Raw genomic sequence first — 20498 nt, forward strand, 5'->3', positions numbered from 1 at the left:
CTGTCAGAATCCAGCGTCGCACCATCGCCACCCGGCCGCACCCGAAAATGAACTGATTCGGCCGCGCATGCCGAGGTCACCGGCTACCTCAGTCGTACGAAACAACCTCGCCGGCCACTCCCGCACCAGCTACCACACCAGCCGCAAGCTCGCGAGCGATCAGAAGACCAAGACCGTGTCCCGCTGGGAGACAGGAGAATCGGAACCGACAGCTGCAGAGCTGGTCCGTCTGTCCGACGTACTGGGCGTCTCGCACAACACACTCGTCGGGCGTGCGGCGTCAGGCCTCTACTTCGAGCTGCACCCACACGGACAGATGATGGCCGGAGTCTGGGCAGGACAGTCCTACGTCGCACCGGTCGTCTTCGGCTGGTGCGCCGTCGCCGCGAACGCGGTGGCCGACACCCTCGTACACGAGATGTAGCGCACCGCGTTCGGCGCCGAACGAGACTGCCACCGACGCCCGCGACGCCGCGTCACACCCAGGACGCGGGAAAACGCGCCCCACGAAGCCGGAGTCCGTCTCCGAAACCGTCTGCAAAGCAGAGGTTTCAGAGAGAATCGAGCGGTGATCAAGTGGATGCGCGCCGGCACGGCGCGGGTGGGGCACAGAGTTTCCGCGGTGTCGCGGCGGTCCGGCCGAATGCGATTGTCGGTGGCGGTGGTCCTCGCGGTCGCCGTCGGCGCCGCGCTCGCCGTGGTCGCCGAGGTGGTGCTGATCGCGGTGTTCCATCCGGCCCGGACCGGGGGCAGCCCGATCGACGTCACCAAACTGGCCTTCACCGTGGTCGGCGGCGTGGGCGGTGTGGTCGCGCTGGTGATCGCCTACCGCCGCCAACGCGACCTCGAGCAGAACAGATTCGTCGAGCGGTTCGGCGCCGCCGCAGCCCAACTCGGCGCGACCGATGTCGCGGTCCGGATCGCGGGGGTGTACGCAATGGCCGGCGTCGCAGACGAATCCGACGGGTTACGCCGCCAGCAGTGCATCGACGTGCTGTGCGGGTATCTCCGCTTGCCCTACGACGCCGCGCACGGCAGCAGCGGCCGGACCAAATGCGTGGTCACCGTGCCCAACCCGCGCGTCGAGGACCTCGATGATCCGGGAAAGGTCGAGGAACACCACGAGTACCGCAACAACGACCGCGAAGTACGCACCACCATCGTCCGCGTCATCGCCAACCATCTGCGCGCGGAAGCCGAGTACAGCTGGTCGGCAAACGATTTCGACTTCCGCACTGTCTACCTCGAAGACGTCGACTTCAACGGCGCGACCTTCTCCGGCACCACCGTGTTCGACCGCGCCACCTTCTCCGGCACCACGTCGTTCGACCGCGCAATCTTCTCCGGCACCGCCTCGTTCGACCGCGCCACCTTCTCCGACACCCGGTTCGATCGCGCGAGCTTCTCCGACACCGCCTCGTTCATCGGCACGACCTTCTCCGGAACCGCCTCGTTCGACCGCGCCACCTTCTCCGAAGCCACGCTGTTCCTCACCGCGACCTTCTCCGACACAGCCAACTTCACCGGCGCGACCTTCTCCAACATCACCACGTTCGAACACACGGCTTTCTCCGGCACCACCTTGTTCCTCGCCGCGACCTTCTCCGGCATCATCACGTTCACCGACACGATCTTCTCCGACACGGCCGACTTCACCGGCGCGACCTTCTCCCGCGCCACCTGGTTCGACGACACGGTCTTCTCCGGCACCAGCCTGTTCGTCTCCGCGACCTTCTCCGGTACCTGCATATTCGAGAAAGTGGACTTCGGTGTACAGCGCATCTCGTTCGCCGACCCCAAGCAATGGGGGCCACCGGAACCGATCTTCGACTGGTCCTTCGACATCGCTCTCAAACCCGGCAACGTCGAACCTCAGGATTGGCCGCCGATCGTGGTGGCGGCGTTGCCCGATTCGCAGTGAAGCGGGCGGGAATCATTCGCGTCTTCGACACCCTCGTTCCGGAGCGGAATGACCAGGGTGCCTGGGCGAGTGTGGGAAGGTACGTCGAAAGTGCTGGTGTCCGGGTGATTCTGTCGGACCTTCCTCGTACGCTCCGCTGCAACGACATGGTGCCCAGTCCGAGAAGGAGCGATGTGAACGGCGGCTGTCTCTGCGGCAATATCCGGTTCTCCGCGGTCGGCGATCCGGACTTCCCTCATTTGTGCTCGTGCGAGCACTGCCAACGACTTTCGGGCGCTCCGGTGATGTCGTGGGTGTCCTTCCCCGAGGAAGGATTCACCTGGACCGGTCCGGGCGGAGAGCCGACCTGGTTCGAGACGTTCCCGCAGATCTGCCGCGGGTTCTGCCCGACGTGCGGTTCGTCGGTTGCGTCCAGGGGCGATGAACCCGGATTGGTGGGGGTCACGATCACGGCGTTGGACGATCATTCGGACCTGGTGCCCCTGAGGCAGAGCTTTGCGCACAACGCAGTCCCGTGGCTGGCCCCGTTGAGTTGATCCGCTGTGAACGGGGTGTCACGGCGGCATCGGCAAAACTGTTGTCCCGCTGCCGGTTTCAGCTGGGCTAGGCGGTTGTCTGCCCCTCGGTCAGGGCATCGAACACCACATGGACACGTTGATCGAGCGGGCAGGTCAGCTCGAGAATGGGCACGCCTTGAAGTCACTGCATCGTGTCGGCGTAAACCAGTTCCAGCAGGGCATCATTCACGCTCTCGCGGAGCCGGGGCAGCTCCGGTGTGGACAGTGCACGTTCGGCCTCCGCGGTGATCGGAACGATCACCAGCAGATCGAGGGAGCACAGCGCGGTGCGTATCGCGGATTCGTCGAATCCGGATTCCGGATCGACGCCGATGGCCGCCAGGTATGCGAGGTCGAGCGCGAATGCCGGGCCGGCGATCACTGTCCCCATCTCGATGCGATCGCGCCGAATCCGCCTTGTTGGGGCCGAGCATCGGCGGCTGCGGCGGCATCGATGTCCCAGCGTCACGGGAAGTGTTGCAGTGCTTGGCGATTCGAGTTTCGTCTTCCTCGGTGACGCGCTACTCCGGAGTCGACACTTTACAGCGGGCATGCTTGCGTTGACCAGTCTGCCGGATGTGCGCCCACTCGCGCTGGGGCTGCCCGACCGCCTCGTCGGCCTTGCACGCGACGCCGGCTGTGGGTGGCACCTCGTCGCGATACTCGGCGGCAGCGTCGATCAGGCCAGGAAGATGCACGGGTTGATTCGAACGACGCCGCGAGCCGTGCGTGACACCGGCATCGGCGGCCGGACAGCCCATGCACGTCGGTTCCCACCTGTACGAGGCGTTCCCGAAAATTGGCGTCACCTCGCACACGAACTGGCGACCTTCAGCGGCGCGCCGAGCTGGATCCGTCCGCCGCCGACCCCCTCGACAGCGACCCTCAGTTGTCGAAGAGCCGCCGCGGACCCGAACCCTCTTCGCTCAGTTTGTCGTTCGGGTTGACGAGTGCGCATTGCTGGAACGACAGGCAGCCGCAGCCGATGCATTCGGTGAACCGATCGCGCATCCGCTCCAACCGCGCGATTCTGGAGTTGATGTCCTCGGTCCAGCATTCCGACGCCCTGGCCCAGAACTCCTGGCCCGGTATTTCACCGGGTGGCAGCAGTGCCAGGACATTGCCGATCACTGACAGGGGAATGCCCAGATGGTGTGAGGCCCGGATGAAGGCAACCTGCCGCAACGTCGCACGGGAATAGCGGCGCTGATTCCCAGTGGTGCGACGACTGTGGATGAGCCCTTGCCGCTCGTAGAAGCGCAGCGCCGAGGCCGGAACGCCACTGCGTTCGGCCAGTTCGCCGATCGTCACTTCGGCGATTTCCGGATGCGGCGGTGTCACGCAGCCCACACTACCTTGACTTGAACTCGTGTTTAAGTTTGAGGCTTTCCCTATGACCGCATCCGAAAGTCCACTGACCCTCGCCGTGATCGTCGGCAGCACCCGCACGGGCCGGTTCGGCCCAACAGTCGCCAACTGGTTCGTCGAACACGCCAAGCAGCGTGCGGGAGTCATCGTCGATGTCATCGACCTCGCGGAATCGCCTCTGCCCGAACGGCTGTCGACCGATCTCGGGGCGCAGGAGGCCGCGGCACTGGCGGCTGTCAGCCCGCGCCTCGCGGCGGCCGACGCGTTCGTCGTGGTGACACCCGAGTACAACCACAGCTATCCCGCGCCGCTGAAGAACGCCATCGACTGGCATTACACCCAGTGGCAAGCCAAGCCGATCGGATTCGTCTCCTACGGAGGCATGGCGGGCGGACTTCGTGCAGTCGAGCACCTTCGGCAGGTCTTCACCGAACTGCACGCGGTGACCGTTCGCGAAACCGTGAGCTTCCACAACGCCATGACCGCATCGGGCGAGCTGACATCCACGGCCGCCAGTGACGCCGCCGCCGCGAAGTTGATCGATCAACTCCTCTGGTTTGGCCGAGCCCTCGAAGTCGCTCGATCCGAGCACCCCTACGCCGCCTGAACCACCCCCGACCAACGATGAACGGAGAGCGAACCATGATCGCCCGTAATGCACTGCCCGACATCGCACATCCCGACGTCGACACCGTCCTGATCACGAGGTCGGCGTCGGCGGAGGTCTACGCCGATTTGGAACGCGGCCCCTGGCCGAAGGAACTCATCTCGTGCACCACCTTCGTGAGCACCGACGGCGAGAAGAACGTCACCTACACCCAGTGGCGCAACGGCGAAGCGGGCCGCGAATACCTGACCGGATTCGCCGACATCGAAGCGGTCGAATATCGGCTGTATCGCAGCAACGCTGGGGTGAATCCGCCGGTTCCAGGATGCATCGTCATCCTCGACGTCGAGTTCGACGGACCGGACCACGATCGGCAACGACGCTGGGTCGATACGGTTTTCGACGCGATGGCCGGCGAAACCGACCCACATCCCGGCGGCATCTCCGGCCACTTCCACGTCAGCACCGACGGCACCCGAGTGCTCCCCTACGCCGAGTGGACAAATGCGGACGCCCACCGCGACGCAATCGAACGGTCCGGCCAAGGCATGATCGGATCAGGCAGCGGCTGGCAGCGAGTGAAAGAATTCCCCGGGGTCATCGACAGCGGATTCACGCGATACCACCTGCTACACAGCCTGTCCGAGAGCTCCGCGCCCGAACCTGACGACGTCCTCGACAGCCCGACAGACTGGGTGGCGAACCACATCCGAGACTACGTCGAGACCGACGGGCAGAGTGGCCATCTCTACCAAGGCTGGCCTTCGCTGCTGCTCACCACGCGCGGAAGGAAATCGGGAAAGCTCCGGCGCACAGCGTTGATCTACGGACAGGACGACGACCGCTACGTCCTGGTGGCCTCGAACGCCGGATCCCCCACCCACCCCGCGTGGTACCTCAACCTGATCGCGGACCCCGACGTCACAATCCAAGTCGGCGCGGAGAAATTCACCGGGCGTGCGCGACCCGCGACCGCCGAAGAGAAACCACCGCTGTGGCACCTCATGACCGCGATCTTTCCGCTCTACGACACCTACCAGGCGAAAACCCACCGCGAAATCCCGCTCGTGATCATCGAACGGCGCACGGAAGAGCCCTGACTCAGCCAGAACCCGCATCGCCTGGTTCGAGACTTCGCATCGGTGATCGGACCGGCGCAACGATAGTGGTCGCCGGTCCGGCCGCAAGTGAGTTCGCCACCGTGCGGCCGTCCGCTCGGGCGACAATAACGCCGTACCAGCCTTGGAAATACGCCAATTACGCGAGCGCCCCACGATGGCCAGTACACCCGGTTCCTGCACCACCGATCGTCGGCCGACACTCGATTCAGGCAGTCCCGCCGCGCTCGAACCGATCTTCGGCGAATGCCACGGGCGACCCCGGGTCGGACCGATGCAGTGGTGCAACCGCGCCCGCTCGCAGGCCAGGTCGTGGTCCCCAAGCGGTCGTGATTCAGGGATCATTCGACCCCGCAGACCATCCTCGATACTGACAAGCCGTCAGTCCTATATACGCCGTTCGAATATGTGACTCCACCGACAGAATTTCCTGACGACCTGGGAAAAGGACGAAAATAGATAAAAACTCCATCCCGTCCAGCCCTCGCAATCCGAATGTCGTTGGGTGTCTGATGGATACGTGACAGCCACGCTGCACAAAATCGCAGACATCGAGTCGGCTATCGATGTGGCGCAGCCGCACTCTGTCGCCGAAATGGACTACAACTGCGACCACACAGATTCCGACGTAGCCGTGGCAGACCCGATCCCCTATCCGGACGTGGACTTCGGACCGTGACCACGGACTGGATGCGGTTCCATGGCGGGAGCGGTCCCTCGAGCCGTGTCTCGCCGATACCCCTTCAGATACCCCCGTTGTCGGCAAATCTCCCTGAGCGTCGCCTCGGAGGCACATCCGTGACCTTCGTGCAGTTGGAGATTGAACAACAGCGGCGGGACTCCCTCAGGGCGCGGTTGGCCCAGATCGACTGCGTAGGGACACACATTCGGATATCCGCTCACAGCCCACGCCTCACCGGCACCACGTCGTCGGCGGCTACCGGGTCCGAGACCTGGCCAGGCCATGCCGGGTTGCGTTCCCACCGCTGCGCGAATATGGCCGCGCTGGAGAATTCATCGACTGTGGCAACCGCCCGACCGTGGATAAGGTCGAGTTCGAACTCCGCCGCACCCACACCGGTGATCGACGAAATCAGTTGGCGTGCAACCAGTTTTATGGCCCTTTTCGAGTCCCCCAGAGCCCATGCCCCGACCGCGGGAACATGGACAATCCATCGCGGACCGCAGCAATGCACTGAGACCAGGTAATGCCGCATCGGTTCCCTCCTCCGGTGATCGACACCCGGCACCGGGGCCTGTGTTCACCCGATGCCGCGTGCCTGGCCAGAACCGTACGAACCGTCCGCATCCCAGATCCATACCTATGCACAACCATGCTCGAAATCGAACTATCCATGTCATCGGCGGCAAATTTCATCCACACTGAGACCGCATACCACCATGCACGTGCATACCTGATAGGAGAATCGGAGATGGAAATTAAGCTCCTGGGCAAGGGCGGTTCCGAAGCCAACGGGTGCCCGGCCCTCTACGCCACCGATCATGGCAGCTACCTGGCGATAGGTTGGACCACCGACGAGGCGGCGACAATCGAAATACCGCACCTGCTCACAGGATTCGCGGAGCCTCGGACCTTCATAGGTGCCACCATGACAGACACCGGCCGAGGCACCTTCACCGTCACCGGCCGCCCGATCACAGACAACGAAACACTGATCCGGCTAGATCTCGCCGAAGACGAATCCGCGGTCGAGCTGCCGAAGCTGGGAAGGACGTTCTACGGCCATGCTGCTCGTCGGCGGTGACCCGTGGTCCGAATGGTTCCGCGGGCTACAGCGCTCCGCGTTTCACCTCGAGGTCCGTGACTCGTACTCCGAAGCGTCGGAGAACAATCGGCTTCGCGCGTTCCTCGCCGGCGAACCCGCACCCGACGAGCCGCCCGTGCCGTGGCACGCGTTGATGCGGGAAACCACCAGCCGGCATGTCACGGTGAGCCGCGTCCGCGTGGTCACCGAGCCGCTGTCGGGATACCACCGCTGGCTGCTGTCCATCACCGGCCGCAATATCGAATCGGGCGAAGACATCCGGTACCTGCCCCGGCATCTCGCGGGCGTGGTGCCTCCCGACGACTGGTGGCTGTTCGATGATGAGCGAGTGGTGTTCAATCTCGCCGACACGGACGGCAAACCAGCAGGTGCGGCAGTAACCACCGATCCGGGCATCGTGGACTACGCGATGAGCGTGCGCGATCGGCTGTGGAAACTGGCGACGCCTTACGCGGAGTACGTCGGCAGGTGACGAATTCGGTCGACCAACAGCGCGAAGCTCTCGGAGCTCGACTCCGGGAGCTTCGCCTTACCGCCAGGCTCTCCGGCGCCGAACTGGCACGCCGCAACCAGTGGCACCAAACCAAGGTGTCGAAGATCGAATATGGGCGGATCAAGCCCTCGCGAGACGACATTCATGCCTGGTGTCGGCACTGCGACGCCACGGACCACGTGCCGGACCTCATCGCGAGCTTGGAGAACATCACCACCGCTCACCTCGAATGGCGAAAGGTTCTCGGCACCGGTACCAAACGACGGCAACACGCGCTGGTCAACCTCACCGAGGAATCCGAGATCATCCGGATCTACAACCCGCAGTTCATCCCAGGCTTCCTGCAAACAGCCGAATACGCGGCCGGAGTCCTCCGCAACGTCAGCCGCTTCTACCGAACTCCCGACGATGTCGACGCCGGAGTAGCCAAGCGTCTTGAACGACAACAGTTGCTGTACCGCGGAATCCGGCGATTTCACTTCTTGATCGGCGAACAAGCCCTGTACACCACCGTCGGCGGAACCTCTGTGATGACCGGTCAACTGGACCGACTGATCGCCGTCACCGGCCTTCCCCGCGTCACGATCGGCATAGTTCCCGCGACGGCCGAAATCCCCTTCGCCCCTGCCAATTTCTCCATGTTCGACACCAAGATCGTGCTGGTCGAAGCGATCACCGCGGAACTCACGGTGACCCAACCACGCGAAATAAAGCTCTACCACCAGGCATTCGACACCCTCGTCCGCCTCTCGGTAACCGGCGACGCAGCGCGAGAGCTGATACACCAGGCGCTCGGCCGTCGGCGCAAATAGGCCCCTCTGCCCAGACGCCGACGGTTCCGCTCGGGTACCAGCTCGCAGGGAGCACATGGCCAGCGCGGGACCATGCACCTGAAATGTGACAATCGGGGCACAGTGGCAACGATCTTGGGAACTGCCTCGTACCGAGGATTGCGTACACCTTCGCGCGGAGGGGGCGCCCGCCATGACTCAGCTCGTAGACACGGCCGATCCCGTGAAGGCGTACCTCGCGGCAGCGGAGGCGTTAGTCATCGCAATGTCGGAGGGGCAGATCTTCATCAACGCGGACATCATCGGAACGATGCGCACCAATGGCTGGCCGGATATCCCTGGGCTCCGTCACATGGGCTCGATGCTGCTGCGGCTGCGCCGCAGAGGCTACGTGGAGAAGACCGGCGTCCGATCCAGCCGCTCCCGCTCGCATGGTGGAGTCACCTCCGAATGGCGGCGAACTCCCTTGCGAGGTGACCCTATCGAGTGACCGACGAGCAAGTCGTCACCCGGACGTCCTCGCATGCAACCGTCGCTTCGGATACATCAATCAGGTTTGATTCCTACCCGTCGATCAGACCCGCCCGACTGCACACGCGTTGCCTGTCTCTCTGGGTGGCCATGCCCGCCGCCGAGGCGGCGCACATTCGCGGCCCTGGGCCGCGCGGTTCTTCGGTCGAGAGTGCCTACCCCCTAGGTTCGTGATGTCTGTCGCTCCGGTATTGCCTGAGACGTCGACAAAATCGACCAACTGGAAACAGCACCAGCAGATGCTCACCTGTCGCTTACGGGGGGCCGCCTCATCCGTGCCGAGGTCCCGCTTTTACAAGTTCAGAAGCTCCTCTGGCACGCCTCGATCCGGACCACGCAGCGCTACGCGAGCCTCGCTGACAGCCAGTGGGAGAACGTCCGGAGCATCCTCGGTAGAACCGGGAGCCCACGAATGCCCCACGCATTTCACGTGGGGCAAATTGCAAGCCTTCTGACCTGCACAAACACTGTGGGCGCAGAGGGGTTCGAACCCCCGACCGCTGGTGTGTAAAACCAGAGCTCTACCGCTGAGCTATACGCCCGGACTTCACCGGCCGGGCGAGGCGGTGAAGATGGTGTCTGCCGCGTTATTCCGGGGTGTCCGGAACCTCGCGCGGCGATTCATGAATCTAACGTAGTGAGCGCTTTCTCCCAAGCCGCCTGGTCACGGGGCTCTCCGGGGCCGTTCATCTCGGCGAAACGGATGATTCCGTCCTTGTCGACGACGAAGGTGCCGCGGTTGGGGAAACCGGTCTTGTCGTTGAAGACACCGTAGGTCTGGGTGACCGCGCCGTGCGGCCAGAAGTCGGACAACAGGGGGAAGGTGTAACCCTGTTCGGCCGCCCAGATCTTGTGGGTGGGCGGCGGGCCGACGGAGATGGCGAGGATCTCGGCGTTGTCGTTCTGGAACTTCGGCAACTCGTCGCGAACCTTGCATAGCTCGCCCTGACAGATGCCGGTGAACGCCAGTGGGTAGAACACGATCAGGACGTTCTTGTTGCCCCGGTAATCGGACAGGCTCACGTCCTGGTTGTTCTGATCCTTCAGCGTGAAATCCGGTGCGGCCGTACCTACTTCGAGTGGCATGCGCAGTCCTCCTGTCTTCGACGGCGGGCTGTCCCCGAACTCGGTGGCCGTCCCTGCGAAACTCTAGTCACGCGATGGGTCAGCGCTGTTTCGAGGGCGTCTTCGGCTGCATCAGCTTGGTGCCGGTCCAGGTGCCGAGACTCACCGGAGTCGTGGATGTCAGCCCCGCGGTGGGGGCCGATTCGGCGATCTCACTGGGGTCGACATGGCCGGGTTCACCGGTCTTGGGGGTCAATACCCACACCACACCGTCCTCGGCGAGCGGTCCGATGGCATCCATCAGCTCGTCGACCAGATCACCGTCGCCGTCACGCCACCACAGCATGACAACGTCGACGACTTCGTCGGTGTCCTCGTCGAGCAGCTCGGTTCCGATCTCCTCCTCGATCGACGAACGTAGTTCGTCCGAGGTGTCTTCGTCCCAGCCCAGCTCCTGAACCACCATTCCGTGAGCAATGCCAAGCTTCTCTGCGTAGTTCTGCGCGTCCGCCGCGGCGACCACGGTGGTGTCCTCCTCAACTCCCGACAACAGATAGTTGCAAGCGAACATGGTTATCGGCCGCAACGCAAGCCGATCGGGCTAAATTACCTCCGAAATGTCGCAGATGATTACCTCACCCCGAACCATGCAGACCCACTCGGCAGCGCTGTGAGCGGCCAGAATGGCTTTATCGGGCAGGGCATGCGGTCCGGACGGTATTGAGTGCGTCGTTGACCCGTTTGCTGGCGTCGTTGAGCGTGCCGACGGGTGCGGTGTAGGTCATCTTGCGCGATTCGGTCGCCAATTCGCGTGCGGCGTTGACATATTCGGTGAGCTTCTGCGACAGATCCGGCGGTAGTGTGTCGCCGGAGCCGGACACCCGGCCCTCGACGGTCTTCGCGGCGTCCTCGAGCGTCTGCGCGGCGTCATCACGCTTGGCGTCCTGATCCGGTGCGTTCGCATCGTGCGCATCGACGAAGTCGTTGTATTTCGTCACCGCCGGACCGGTCGTCTCCCGGAACGGGGTGCAATTGTCCCCGATCGCCTTGGTCTGCGCGGCAGCCTTTTTCGACGAGGCGGCCGCGGCCGACGACGAGGCCATCTCCGTCCGATACGCCGCCGCGTCGGTCTGGTTCACTGTCGCGGTTCCCTGGACGGCGGTGGAACAGCCCGCCACCACCAGTCCCGTGCCGACCGCAAGGGTCGCGCACATCAGACCGAACCCACGTGGGTTCAGCAGTTTCATCGTCCTCCCCGCTTCTTCGAGCAGTTCGAAAAGAATGTCGTTCGGCCGATCGGCCATCGGGCACCCCAGCCTAATGGGACAGCGTCTGGCGGCGGCAACGAAGTGTTACCACGCAGGGCGCCCCATTGCGCCGCGGACAACGCAGCCTAGCGAACGGTACTGGATTTGCGGCTGACATGATGACCTGGGACGCATCATCGACAAGGATGTGAGGTGCGCCCCAAACCGTGAGCGACGGAGGGCCCGCACACCAGCGCGGCCGTCCGGGGTTAGAGCCATCAGCTTGTCCACCCCTGTACGAGGAGCATTGATTTTGACCGACCTGATGCACCCGATTTCGTCAAGTTCCGCATCCGACCCCGCGAACAGCGACGGTACCGCCGACAACCAACCGGCGACCGCTCGACCGGCGGCGCGGGTGCGCGTGATCCGCGAGGGGGTGGCGTCATACCTACCGGACATCGACCCGGAGGAGACGAGCGAGTGGCTCGACTCCTTCGACGACATGCTCGAGCGCGAGGGCCCCGGCCGCGCGCGCTATCTGATGCTGCGCCTTCTCGAGCGCGCCGGTGAACGTCACGTCACCATCCCGTCGTTGACCTCCACCGACTACGTCAACACCATTCCCACCGAGAACGAGCCCTGGTTCCCCGGCGACGAGGAAGTCGAGCGCCGTTACCGGGCCTGGATCCGCTGGAACGCCGCGGTCATGGTGCACCGCGCGCAGCGGCCGGGAATCGGTGTGGGCGGCCACATCTCGACCTACGCGTCCTCCGCGGCGCTGTACGAGGTCGGGTTCAATCACTTCTTCCGCGGTAAGGATCACCCGGGCGGCGGTGACCAGATCTTCATCCAGGGTCACGCCTCCCCCGGTGTCTACGCCCGGGCCTTCCTCGAGGGCCGCCTGACCGAGCAGCAGCTCGACGGCTTCCGGCAGGAGTACAGCCACGGCGGCCCGGGCCACGGCCTGTCGTCGTATCCGCATCCGCGGTTGATGCCCGACTTCTGGGAATTCCCCACGGTCTCGATGGGCCTGGGCCCGATGAACGCCATCTACCAAGCCCGCTTCAACCACTACCTCCACGATCGCGGTATCAAGGACACCTCCGATCAGCATGTGTGGGCCTTCCTGGGCGACGGCGAGATGGACGAGGCCGAATCGCGCGGCCTGGCCCATGTGGCAGCGCTCGAGGGCCTGGACAACCTGACCTTCGTCATCAACTGCAATCTGCAGCGGCTCGACGGCCCGGTGCGCGGTAACGGCAAGATCATCCAGGAGCTGGAATCGTTCTTCCGTGGCGCCGGCTGGAACGTCATCAAGGTCATCTGGGGCCGGGAGTGGGACGCGCTGCTGGGCGCCGACCGCGACGGCGCGCTGGTGAACCTGATGAACTCCACCCCCGACGGTGACTACCAGACCTACAAGGCCAATGACGGCGCCTACGTCCGCGAGCACTTCTTCGGCCGGGACCCGCGCACCAAGGACCTGGTCAAGGATCTGACCGATCAGCAGGTCTGGAATCTCAAGCGCGGCGGCCACGACTACCGCAAGATCTACGCGGCCTACGCGGCGGCGCTGTCGCATCAGGGCAAGCCGACGGTGATCCTGGCCAAGACCATCAAGGGTTATGGCCTGGGCAAGCACTTCGAGGCCCGCAATGCCACGCACCAGATGAAGAAGATGACGCTGGACGACCTCAAGGCGTTCCGCGACGTGCAGCGCATCCCGATCACCGACGCCCAGCTCGAGGCCGATCCGTATCTGCCGCCGTACTACCACCCGGGCATGGATTCGCACGAGATCGGCTACATGCTCGACCGGCGCCGCAACCTCGGTGGCTTCCTGCCCGAACGTCGTTCGGCGGCCAAGCCGCTGCAGCTGCCCGGCGACGCGCCCTACGCCTCCGTGCGCAAGGGCTCGGGCAAGCAGAACGTGGCGACCACGATGGCCTTCGTGCGGCTGATGAAGGAACTGCTGCGCGACAAGGAGATCGGCAAGCGGATCGTTCCGATCATTCCGGACGAGGCCCGTACCTTCGGCATGGACTCGTGGTTCCCCTCGCTGAAGATCTACAACCGCAACGGCCAGCTCTACACCTCGGTCGACGCGGAACTGATGCTGGCCTACAAGGAGAGCTCGGTCGGCCAGATCCTGCACGAGGGCATCAACGAGGCCGGTTCCACGGCGTCGTTCACCGCGGCCGGCACCTCGTACGCCACCCAGGGCGAGCCGATGATCCCGCTCTACATCTTCTATTCGATGTTCGGGTTCCAGCGCACCGGTGACGGCCTGTGGGCCGCTGCCGATCAGCTCGCCCGTGGGTTCGTGCTCGGCGCGACCGCGGGGCGGACCACCCTCACCGGCGAGGGCCTGCAGCACAACGATGGCCACTCGCTGCTGCTGGCCTCGACCAATCCGGCGGTGGTGTCCTACGATCCGGCCTTCGCCTTCGAGATCGCGCACATCGTGCGCGACGGCCTGCGCCGGATGTACGGCGGCGGACGCCCGCAGCTGGGCCCCGGTGGCACCCTGGCCTCCGAGATGCCCGGCACCCATCCGGTGATGCACGAGGATGCCTTCGGCGGCGAGAACATCTTCTACTACATCACCCTCTACAACGAGCCGTATCAGCAGCCGGCCGAGCCCGACGACCTCGATATCGAGGGTCTGCTGAAGGGCATCTATCTCTACCGCCGCGGCGGTGAGGGAGCGGTGCGCGCCCAGATCCTGGTCGCCGGCGTGACGATGCCCGACGGCCTGCGTGCCCAGGAACTGCTGGCGCGCGACTGGGGTGTGCAGGCGGACGTGTGGTCGGTGACGTCGTGGAGTGAGCTGCGGCGCGAGGCACTGGCCAAGGAGGTCCACACCCTGCGTCACCCGGAGGCCGACACCGGGCTCCCCTATGTGACGCAGGCGCTGTCGCAGGGCCAGGGGCCCGTGGTGGCCGCCTCCGACTGGATGCGGGCGGTGCCGGACCAGATCCGCAAGTGGGTTCCCGGGGACTACACCACGCTCGGCACCGACGGATTCGGATTCTCCGACACGCGACCGGCCGCCCGGCGGGTGTTCAACGTGGATGCCGAATCCATCGCTCTCGCGGCGCTGGAGGCCCTCGGCCGCACCGGCGGAATCGATCCGGCGGTGGTCGCGCAGGCGGCGGCCCGCTACCGCATCGACGATGTGGACGCGGCACCGAAGTCCGTGAGCACCGACGAACAACTCGCATGACCCCGCGGGGCGCGATCGGACGGGTCCACCCGACACCGATCGCGCCCCGTCCCGGGCGGGGACCTCGGGCGCGACATCGCGTCCCTACCGGGGCCTTGCAGATTCCCACCAGCGCGATGACGGAATATTGAACCGTGGAACGTAAACCGCCGCGGCCTCGCCGGGTTTCCGAGGGGTCGTCCGAGCATGAGGTCTACCTGCCGACCGGGGCCCTGTCCCCGAATCGGCAAAATCGTGATCCGCTGCCGGACACCCTGCTCAAGAGGGTGAAGCAGTTCTCCGGGCGGTTGTCCACCGAGGCCATCGCCTCGATGGAGGATCGGCTGCCGTTCTTCGGCGACCTGGATGCCGCCCAGCGGGCCGGTGTGCAGATGCTGGTCCAGACCGCGGTCGTGAACTTCCTGGAATGGCTCCAGGATCCGGAAAGCGATATCCGCTTCAGTCTCGACGCCTTCCAGGTGATCCCGCAGGATCTGGCCCGCCGGCTGACCCTGCGCCAGACCGTGGACATGGTCCGGGTCGCGATGGAGTTCTTCGAACAGTGGTTGCCGGCGCTGGCTCGCAACGATCGGCAACTGGTGGCGCTGACCGAGGCGGTGCTGCGCTACGGCCGCGAACTGGGTTTCGCGGCGGCCTCGGTCTACGCCAGCGCGGCAGAATCCCGCGGCGCCTGGGACACCCGCCTGGAGGCCCTGGTGGTCGACGCGGTGGTGCGCGGCGACACCGGCCCGGAAATGCTGTCGCGGGCGGCCACGCTGAACTGGGATGCCACCGCCCCGGCCACCGTGCTGGTCGGCACCCCGCCGAAAGATCAGGTGGCCGTGGTGAGCTCGGTGCACAGCATCGCGGCCCGGCACGGCCGCGCGGCGCTGGCGGTGGTTCAGGGCTCGCGTCTGGTGATGGTGGTCAGTGGCAACCTCGGTGATACCGGCTATCCGTCGCCGTTCGTGATGGACCTGCTCGGCGAGGCCTTCTCCGAGAGCCCCGTGGTGATCGGGCCGACGATGCGGGCGCTGTCCGTCGCGCATGTCAGCGCGGTGGAGGCGATGGCCGGTATGGAGGCCGTTGTCGGCTGGCGAGCGGCGCCACGACCGGTGCACGCGACCGAATTGCTGCCCGAACGAGCCCTGCTCGGCGACCGGGCCGCGGTCGAGGCTCTCAACGAGTTACTTGTGCTACCGTTGGCCGCCGCCGGGTCGGCTCTGTCGGACACTCTCGACGCCTATCTGGATTGCGGTGGAGCAGTCGAGACGTGTGCGCGTCAGCTGTTCGTTCATCCAAATACGGTCCGCTATCGACTCAAGCGCATCGCCGAAGTCACCGGGCGTGATCCGATGAATCCGCGGGATGCGTACGTGCTCCGAATCGCGGCCACAGTAGGTCGTTTGACACGAACCCGTAACGAACCGTCAACATCTGCCCCAGAGGACTCGTCGGCACCGTTCTCGGAAGATCGGCTGTAACGCATCCGGGGAATCGGTCGATCAGGACAACCCACGTGGACTTTTGTGGGGTCCGCACAAAAGCTGTCCGCAAGCTTCATCGGCGTCGACATCTCCTCAGAGCCCTCTTACGGTGTTTTGTTAGAGACGTGATCGCGTTGTTCGCCCCAGGACAGGGCTCCCAGACACCCGGCATGCTCGCGCCATGGCTCGACCTTCCCGGCGCGCGTGACCGGATCGAATTGTGGTCCAAGGCCGCCGGCCTCGACCTGCTGCAGCTCGGCACCACGGCCACCGCGGAGGAGATCACCGATACCTCGGTGACCCAGCCGCTCGTGGTCGCGGCCGCACTGCTGGCTTTCGCCGAGATCCCGCACGATTCGGTTCCGGCCGATACGATCGTCGCCGGACATTCGGTCGGCGAGCTCGCCGCCGCAGCCGTCGCCGGTGTCATCTCCCCCGAGGACGCGGTGGTACTCGCCGCGATTCGCGGCACGGAGATGGCCAAGGCGTGCGCGCTGGAACCGACCGGCATGTCCGCCGTGCTCGGTGGCGACGAGGCCGCCGTGCTCGACCGGCTCGCCGAACTCGATCTCGTTCCGGCCAACCGCAATGCGGTGGGTCAGATCGTGGCGGCAGGCCGGCTGGATGCGTTGGCGGAACTCGCCGCGAACCCGCCCGAGAAGGCGCGTGTTCGTGCGTTGCCCGTCGCCGGGGCATTCCACACCTCGTTCATGGCACCTGCCCAGGACGCGGTGCGGGAAGCCATCTCCCAGATGGTCCCCGACGAGCCGACCCGGACGTTGCTGTCGAATTTCGACGGTAAGCCGGTCACTTCGGGCGAAGACGCCATCGAGAAGCTCGCGGCACAGGTGACCCGGCCCGTCCGGTGGGATCTGTGTACCGAGACCGTTCGCGCGGCAGGAGTCACCGCGGTGGCCGAGCTGCCACCGGCCGGAACTCTGGTCGGCATCGCCAAACGGGAGCTCAAGGGCACCCCGAATCTGGCGCTGAAGACCCCCGAGAACATCCCCGCGTTTGTCGAGCTGACGGCAACCGGCTAGCTTTCCTCGCGGTCGGCAGTGTTGCGGCCGTGAGCGGGTGGGCGAAACATTCGTCCTCCTCGTACCGAAAAAATAATCGGACCTCCGAATCACTTCGGACCAACGAGAGAACAAGAAGGGAGCCACGAAGTGGCCGCTCTGACCCAGGAACAGATCGTCGAAGAGATCGGCAAGATCATCGAAGAGGTGACCGGTATCGAGCCCTCCGAGGTCACGATCGAGAAGGCCTTCGTCGACGACCTGGACATCGACTCGCTGTCGCTGGTCGAGATTGCCGTGCAGCTGGAAGACCAGTACGGGGTGAAGATCCCGGACGAGGATCTGGCCAGCCTGAAGACCGTGGGTGACGCCGTCACCTACATCCAGAAGCTCGAGGCCGAGAACTCCGAGGCGGCCGCCGAGCTCAAGGCCAAGTTCGGTAACGCCGAGTAAAGGGCCGATACCGTGACCACTCCTTCCACTTTGAACGGGAACTTCCCGAACGTAGTCGTCACCAGTCTCGCGGCGACCACGTCGATCGCCGGTGACGTCGATGCGACGTGGAAGGGACTCCTCAACGGCGAGAGCGGCATCGACGTTCTCGAGGATTCCTTCATCGAGGAATACGACCTCCCGGTCCGCATCGGCGGTCACCTGAAGGTTTCGCCCGACACCCTGCTCAGCCGAGTCGAGATCCGCCGTATGGCTTATGTCGAGCGGCTGGCCACGGTGCTGGGCCGCGAGGTGTGGAAGAACGCCGGCAGCCCCGAGGTCGACACCGAGCGCCTGGGCGTGGCGATCGGCACCGGCCTCGGTGGCGGCGACGCGCTCATCGACTCGGTGGACAAGCTGAAGAACGGTGGCTATCGCAAGATCTCGCCGCTGGCCGTTCAGATGGTCATGCCGAACGGGCCGTCCGCTGTCGTTGGCCTGGAACTCCAGGCCAAGGCGGGAGTGGTCACCCCGGTTTCGGCGTGTTCGTCGGGATCGGAAGGCATCGCCAACGCGTGGCGGATGATCGTCATGGGTGACGCCGACATGGTCGTCACCGGCGGTGTCGAGGGCTTCATCTCCGATGTGCCGATCGCGGCGTTCTCCATGATGCGTGCGATGAGCACCCGCAACGACGACCCCAAGGGCGCGTCGCGGCCGTTCGACAAAGATCGTGACGGCTTCGTCTTCGGCGAGGCCGGCGCTCTGATGGTCGTCGAGACCGAGGAGCACGCGAAGGCGCGCGGGGCCACCATCCACGCACGCCTGCTGGGTGCCGGTATCACCTCCGACGGCTTCCATCTGGTTGCCCCGGATCCCACGGGTGCCGGTGCGGCGCGCGCGATGGAGCGCGCCATGCAGACTGCCGGACTCCAGAAGTCCGACATCACGCATATCAACGCGCATGCGACCGCCACCCCCATCGGGGACACCGCGGAAGCCAACGCGATCCACAAGGCCGTGGGCACGCATGCCTCGGTCTACGCGCCCAAGTCCGCCCTGGGCCACTCGATCGGCGCCGTCGGCGCCCTCGAGTCGGTGCTCACAGTGCTCAGCATCCGTGACGGCATCGTGCCGCCCACGCTGAACCTGGAGAACCAGGATCCGGAGATCGACCTGGATGTCGTGCACGGTGAGGCTCGTCGCCAGGACATCGAGTACGCGATCAACAACTCGTTCGGCTTCGGCGGCCACAACGTGGCGCTGGCGTTCGGTCGGTACTGATCCGCACTCGGTCGACAACGTAGGTCGACAACTTCAGCGAATCCCGGTGGGGCTCGAGTCCCCCTCCGAAGCCCCACCGGGACTTCATCTTTCACAGCCGCGTCAGCGACTCCATGTCTTTTCTAGGAGACAACGCGATGACCATCACGGCCCCCGCGCATGCGAACGCCTCGGCCGATCCTCGTGATCCCCTGGGCCGATTGCAGCGCTTCTTCGATCCCGGAACCGTCCTTCCCCTGCATCCCCGCGACAAGTCAGGGGTACTCGCGGCCATCGGTGAGGTCGACGGTGTGCGCACCGTGGCCTACTGCTCGGACGCGACCGTGATGGGCGGCGCGATGGGCGTCGACGGCTGCAAGCACATCGTGAACGCGATCGATACCGCGATCGACGCCCACATCCCCGTCGTCGGAATCTGGCATTCCGGCGGTGCGCGGCTGGCCGAGGGCGTCGAGGCGCTGCACGCGGTAGGCACCGTGTTCGAGGCGATGGTCCGCGCGTCGGGCCTGGTCCCCCAGATTTCGGTGGTCGTCGGCTTCGCCGCCGGTGGCGCCGCCTACGGCCCCGCCCTGACCGATGTCGTCATCATGGCGCCCGAGGGCCGGGTCTTCGTGACCGGTCCGGATGTGGTCAAGTCGGTCACCGGCGAGAACGTCGACATGGCCACCCTCGGTGGGCCGGACACGCACGGCAAGAAGTCCGGCGTCTGCCACATCGTCGCCCACGACGAGAACGACGCGATGCACCGCGGCCGCCGCCTGGTGTCGATGTTCGCCGAGCAGGGCGAATTCGATCTGACAGCCGCCGAGCACGGCGATGTCGACCTCCGGGCCATGTTGCCGGCCTCGGCCAAGCGCGCCTACGACGTCAAGCCGGTGGTGCGCGAACTGCTCGACAAGATCCCCTCTCCCGACGGCGAGGACGAATCGTCCTTCGAGGAGATGCAGGGCGGATACGCACGCAGCATCGTCACCGGTCTGGGCCGTCTCGGCGGCCGCACGGTCGGTGTGCTGGCCAACAACCCGCTGCGCATGGGCGGCTGCCTCACCAGTGAATCAGCCGAGAAGGCGGCACGTTTCGTGCGGTTGTGCAATTCCTTCGGCATTCCGATGGTCGTCATCACCGACGTACCCGGCTATCTGCCCGGGGTCGGGATGGAATGGGAGGGTGTGGTGCGCCGCGGCGCGAAACTGCTGCACGCCTTCGCCGAAGCGCGCATCCCCCGGGTGACGCTGGTGACCCGCAAGATCTACGGCGGTGCCTACATCGCGATGAACGCCCGCGCACTCGGCGCGACGGCGGTGTATGCCTGGCCGGAGTCCGAGGTGGCCGTGATGGGCGCCAAGGCCGCGGTCGGCATCCTGCACAAGAAGGCCATCGCCAAGACTCCCGAATCCGAGCGGGAAGCGCTGATCGATCGGCTGACCGCCGAGCACGAGGCCATCGCCGGCGGTGTCGGCCGGGCGGTGTCGATCGGTGTCGTCGACGAGGTCATCGATCCGGCCAAGACCCGTTCCATCGTCGCGGCGGCGCTCGCCTCCGCACCGGCGCGCCCCAGCCACAACAAGAACATTCCGCTGTAG

Annotated in this window: 22 protein-coding genes and 1 tRNA gene; 16 read left to right on the forward strand and 7 right to left on the reverse strand. The window is 65.1% G+C overall.

The features are described from left to right. Nucleotides 1-67 precede the first annotated feature (67 nt). The 3 genes from AB0L57_RS14920 to AB0L57_RS14930 all read left to right on the forward strand — a co-directional run bounded on the left by AB0L57_RS14920 (nucleotide 68) and on the right by AB0L57_RS14930 (nucleotide 2457). Nucleotides 68-424, forward strand: coding sequence for a helix-turn-helix transcriptional regulator (locus tag AB0L57_RS14920; protein ID WP_364961606.1), 357 nt, complete (start codon nucleotides 68-70; stop codon nucleotides 422-424). Between the two features lie 144 nt (nucleotides 425-568). Next, a complete protein-coding gene (locus AB0L57_RS14925) occupies nucleotides 569-1921 on the forward strand; it encodes a pentapeptide repeat-containing protein (RefSeq protein WP_364961608.1) in 1353 nt (450 codons plus the stop codon). Between the two features lie 146 nt (nucleotides 1922-2067). After that, a complete protein-coding gene (locus AB0L57_RS14930) occupies nucleotides 2068-2457 on the forward strand; it encodes a GFA family protein (protein ID WP_364962405.1) in 390 nt (129 codons plus the stop codon). Between the two features lie 163 nt (nucleotides 2458-2620). Here AB0L57_RS14930 and AB0L57_RS14935 read toward each other — a convergent pair whose 3' ends face one another. Continuing rightward, nucleotides 2621-2869: a hypothetical protein gene (locus AB0L57_RS14935; RefSeq protein ID WP_364961609.1), complete on the reverse strand. Its 249-nt coding sequence runs from the start codon at nucleotides 2867-2869 to the stop codon at nucleotides 2621-2623. A gap of 494 nt (nucleotides 2870-3363) precedes the next feature. Continuing rightward, nucleotides 3364-3819: a redox-sensitive transcriptional activator SoxR gene (gene soxR / locus AB0L57_RS14940; protein WP_364961611.1), complete on the reverse strand. Its 456-nt coding sequence runs from the start codon at nucleotides 3817-3819 to the stop codon at nucleotides 3364-3366. 52 nt (nucleotides 3820-3871) lie between these two features. Here soxR and AB0L57_RS14945 point away from each other — a divergent pair, with 52 nt between their 5' ends. The 3 genes from AB0L57_RS14945 (at nucleotide 3872) to AB0L57_RS14955 (ending at nucleotide 6250) form a co-directional block, all read left to right on the forward strand. Continuing rightward, nucleotides 3872-4453: an NAD(P)H-dependent oxidoreductase gene (locus AB0L57_RS14945; RefSeq protein WP_364961612.1), complete on the forward strand. Its 582-nt coding sequence runs from the start codon at nucleotides 3872-3874 to the stop codon at nucleotides 4451-4453. A 35-nt stretch (nucleotides 4454-4488) separates the two neighbouring features. Next, entirely contained in the window at nucleotides 4489-5553 is a 1065-nt protein-coding gene (locus AB0L57_RS14950) for a nitroreductase family deazaflavin-dependent oxidoreductase (protein ID WP_364961614.1), read from the forward strand. A 538-nt stretch (nucleotides 5554-6091) separates the two neighbouring features. After that, the gene (locus AB0L57_RS14955) at nucleotides 6092-6250 is read left to right on the forward strand and encodes a hypothetical protein (protein ID WP_364961615.1); all 159 of its coding nucleotides are present in this window, start codon (nucleotides 6092-6094) and stop codon (nucleotides 6248-6250) included. Between the two features lie 220 nt (nucleotides 6251-6470). On the opposite strand, the gene AB0L57_RS14960 is transcribed toward AB0L57_RS14955, so the two are convergent. Beyond that, a complete protein-coding gene (locus tag AB0L57_RS14960) occupies nucleotides 6471-6788 on the reverse strand; it encodes a hypothetical protein (protein ID WP_364961617.1) in 318 nt (105 codons plus the stop codon). 117 nt (nucleotides 6789-6905) lie between these two features. On the opposite strand from AB0L57_RS14960, the gene AB0L57_RS14965 reads away from it, so the two are divergent. From AB0L57_RS14965 to AB0L57_RS14980, 4 genes are all read left to right on the forward strand, one after another. Further along, entirely contained in the window at nucleotides 6906-7337 is a 432-nt protein-coding gene (locus AB0L57_RS14965) for a hypothetical protein (protein WP_364961618.1), read from the forward strand. Next, on the forward strand, nucleotides 7318-7830 hold the full coding sequence (locus AB0L57_RS14970) for a DUF6879 family protein (RefSeq protein WP_364961620.1): 513 nt from the start codon (nucleotides 7318-7320) through the stop codon (nucleotides 7828-7830). Before AB0L57_RS14965 ends, AB0L57_RS14970 begins: the two co-directional genes overlap by 20 nt. Beyond that, on the forward strand, nucleotides 7827-8663 hold the full coding sequence (locus AB0L57_RS14975; protein WP_364961622.1) for a helix-turn-helix transcriptional regulator: 837 nt from the start codon (nucleotides 7827-7829) through the stop codon (nucleotides 8661-8663). The genes AB0L57_RS14970 and AB0L57_RS14975 overlap by 4 nt, the downstream gene beginning before the upstream one ends. Nucleotides 8664-8835: 172 nt before the next feature. After that, a complete protein-coding gene (locus AB0L57_RS14980; RefSeq protein ID WP_364961624.1) occupies nucleotides 8836-9132 on the forward strand; it encodes a hypothetical protein in 297 nt (98 codons plus the stop codon). Between the two features lie 511 nt (nucleotides 9133-9643). Here the strand turns inward: AB0L57_RS14980 and AB0L57_RS14985 are convergent. The 4 genes from AB0L57_RS14985 to AB0L57_RS15000 all read right to left on the reverse strand — a co-directional run bounded on the left by AB0L57_RS14985 (nucleotide 9644) and on the right by AB0L57_RS15000 (nucleotide 11542). After that, nucleotides 9644-9715, reverse strand: a tRNA-Val gene (locus AB0L57_RS14985). 79 nt (nucleotides 9716-9794) lie between these two features. Continuing rightward, nucleotides 9795-10259, reverse strand: coding sequence for a peroxiredoxin (locus AB0L57_RS14990; protein WP_364961626.1), 465 nt, complete (start codon nucleotides 10257-10259; stop codon nucleotides 9795-9797). Nucleotides 10260-10338: 79 nt separating this feature from the next. Continuing rightward, a complete protein-coding gene (locus AB0L57_RS14995; RefSeq protein WP_364962407.1) occupies nucleotides 10339-10761 on the reverse strand; it encodes a DUF3052 domain-containing protein in 423 nt (140 codons plus the stop codon). A gap of 166 nt (nucleotides 10762-10927) precedes the next feature. After that, nucleotides 10928-11542 (reverse strand): hypothetical protein, encoded by a 615-nt coding sequence (locus AB0L57_RS15000; RefSeq protein WP_364961628.1) that lies wholly within the window; start codon nucleotides 11540-11542, stop codon nucleotides 10928-10930. Between the two features lie 256 nt (nucleotides 11543-11798). On the opposite strand from AB0L57_RS15000, the gene aceE reads away from it, so the two are divergent. The 6 genes from aceE (at nucleotide 11799) to AB0L57_RS15030 (ending at nucleotide 20498) form a co-directional block, all read left to right on the forward strand. Continuing rightward, nucleotides 11799-14714 carry a pyruvate dehydrogenase (acetyl-transferring), homodimeric type gene (aceE, locus tag AB0L57_RS15005; protein ID WP_364961630.1) on the forward strand — a complete coding sequence of 972 codons (2916 nt, stop codon included), beginning with the start codon at nucleotides 11799-11801 and terminating at the stop codon, nucleotides 14712-14714. A 134-nt stretch (nucleotides 14715-14848) separates the two neighbouring features. Next, nucleotides 14849-16177 (forward strand): helix-turn-helix domain-containing protein, encoded by a 1329-nt coding sequence (locus AB0L57_RS15010; RefSeq protein WP_364961632.1) that lies wholly within the window; start codon nucleotides 14849-14851, stop codon nucleotides 16175-16177. A gap of 128 nt (nucleotides 16178-16305) precedes the next feature. Next, nucleotides 16306-17220: an ACP S-malonyltransferase gene (locus AB0L57_RS15015; protein WP_364961634.1), complete on the forward strand. Its 915-nt coding sequence runs from the start codon at nucleotides 16306-16308 to the stop codon at nucleotides 17218-17220. A 129-nt stretch (nucleotides 17221-17349) separates the two neighbouring features. Continuing rightward, nucleotides 17350-17652 (forward strand): meromycolate extension acyl carrier protein AcpM, encoded by a 303-nt coding sequence (gene acpM, locus AB0L57_RS15020; protein WP_364961636.1) that lies wholly within the window; start codon nucleotides 17350-17352, stop codon nucleotides 17650-17652. Nucleotides 17653-17664: 12 nt separating this feature from the next. Next, complete coding sequence (locus tag AB0L57_RS15025; RefSeq protein WP_364961638.1) at nucleotides 17665-18915, forward strand: KasA/KasB family beta-ketoacyl-ACP synthase; 1251 nt, start codon at nucleotides 17665-17667, stop codon at nucleotides 18913-18915. A 137-nt stretch (nucleotides 18916-19052) separates the two neighbouring features. Further along, nucleotides 19053-20498: a carboxyl transferase domain-containing protein gene (locus AB0L57_RS15030; RefSeq protein ID WP_364961639.1), complete on the forward strand. Its 1446-nt coding sequence runs from the start codon at nucleotides 19053-19055 to the stop codon at nucleotides 20496-20498.

Origin of the sequence: Nocardia sp. NPDC052254 (assembly GCF_040679495.1) — a bacterium.
Taxonomy (GTDB): domain Bacteria; phylum Actinomycetota; class Actinomycetes; order Mycobacteriales; family Mycobacteriaceae; genus Nocardia.

Excerpts from the sequence above, each read along its gene's own strand:
- AB0L57_RS14920 (WP_364961606.1), top strand. The coding sequence starts at position 68 with ATGCCGAGGTCACCGGCTACCTCAGTCGTACGAAACAACCTCGCCGGC.
- AB0L57_RS14930 (WP_364962405.1), top strand. The coding sequence starts at position 2,068 with ATGGTGCCCAGTCCGAGAAGGAGCGATGTGAACGGCGGCTGTCTCTGC.
- AB0L57_RS14935 (WP_364961609.1), bottom strand. The coding sequence starts at position 2,869 with ATGGGGACAGTGATCGCCGGCCCGGCATTCGCGCTCGACCTCGCATAC.
- AB0L57_RS14945 (WP_364961612.1), top strand. The coding sequence starts at position 3,872 with ATGACCGCATCCGAAAGTCCACTGACCCTCGCCGTGATCGTCGGCAGC.
- AB0L57_RS14950 (WP_364961614.1), top strand. The coding sequence starts at position 4,489 with ATGATCGCCCGTAATGCACTGCCCGACATCGCACATCCCGACGTCGAC.
- AB0L57_RS14960 (WP_364961617.1), bottom strand. The coding sequence starts at position 6,788 with ATGCGGCATTACCTGGTCTCAGTGCATTGCTGCGGTCCGCGATGGATT.
- AB0L57_RS14965 (WP_364961618.1), top strand. The coding sequence starts at position 6,906 with ATGCTCGAAATCGAACTATCCATGTCATCGGCGGCAAATTTCATCCAC.
- AB0L57_RS14970 (WP_364961620.1), top strand. The coding sequence starts at position 7,318 with ATGCTGCTCGTCGGCGGTGACCCGTGGTCCGAATGGTTCCGCGGGCTA.
- AB0L57_RS14980 (WP_364961624.1), top strand. The coding sequence starts at position 8,836 with ATGACTCAGCTCGTAGACACGGCCGATCCCGTGAAGGCGTACCTCGCG.
- AB0L57_RS14990 (WP_364961626.1), bottom strand. The coding sequence starts at position 10,259 with ATGCCACTCGAAGTAGGTACGGCCGCACCGGATTTCACGCTGAAGGAT.
- AB0L57_RS15000 (WP_364961628.1), bottom strand. The coding sequence starts at position 11,542 with ATGGCCGATCGGCCGAACGACATTCTTTTCGAACTGCTCGAAGAAGCG.
- AB0L57_RS15030 (WP_364961639.1), top strand. The coding sequence starts at position 19,053 with ATGACCATCACGGCCCCCGCGCATGCGAACGCCTCGGCCGATCCTCGT.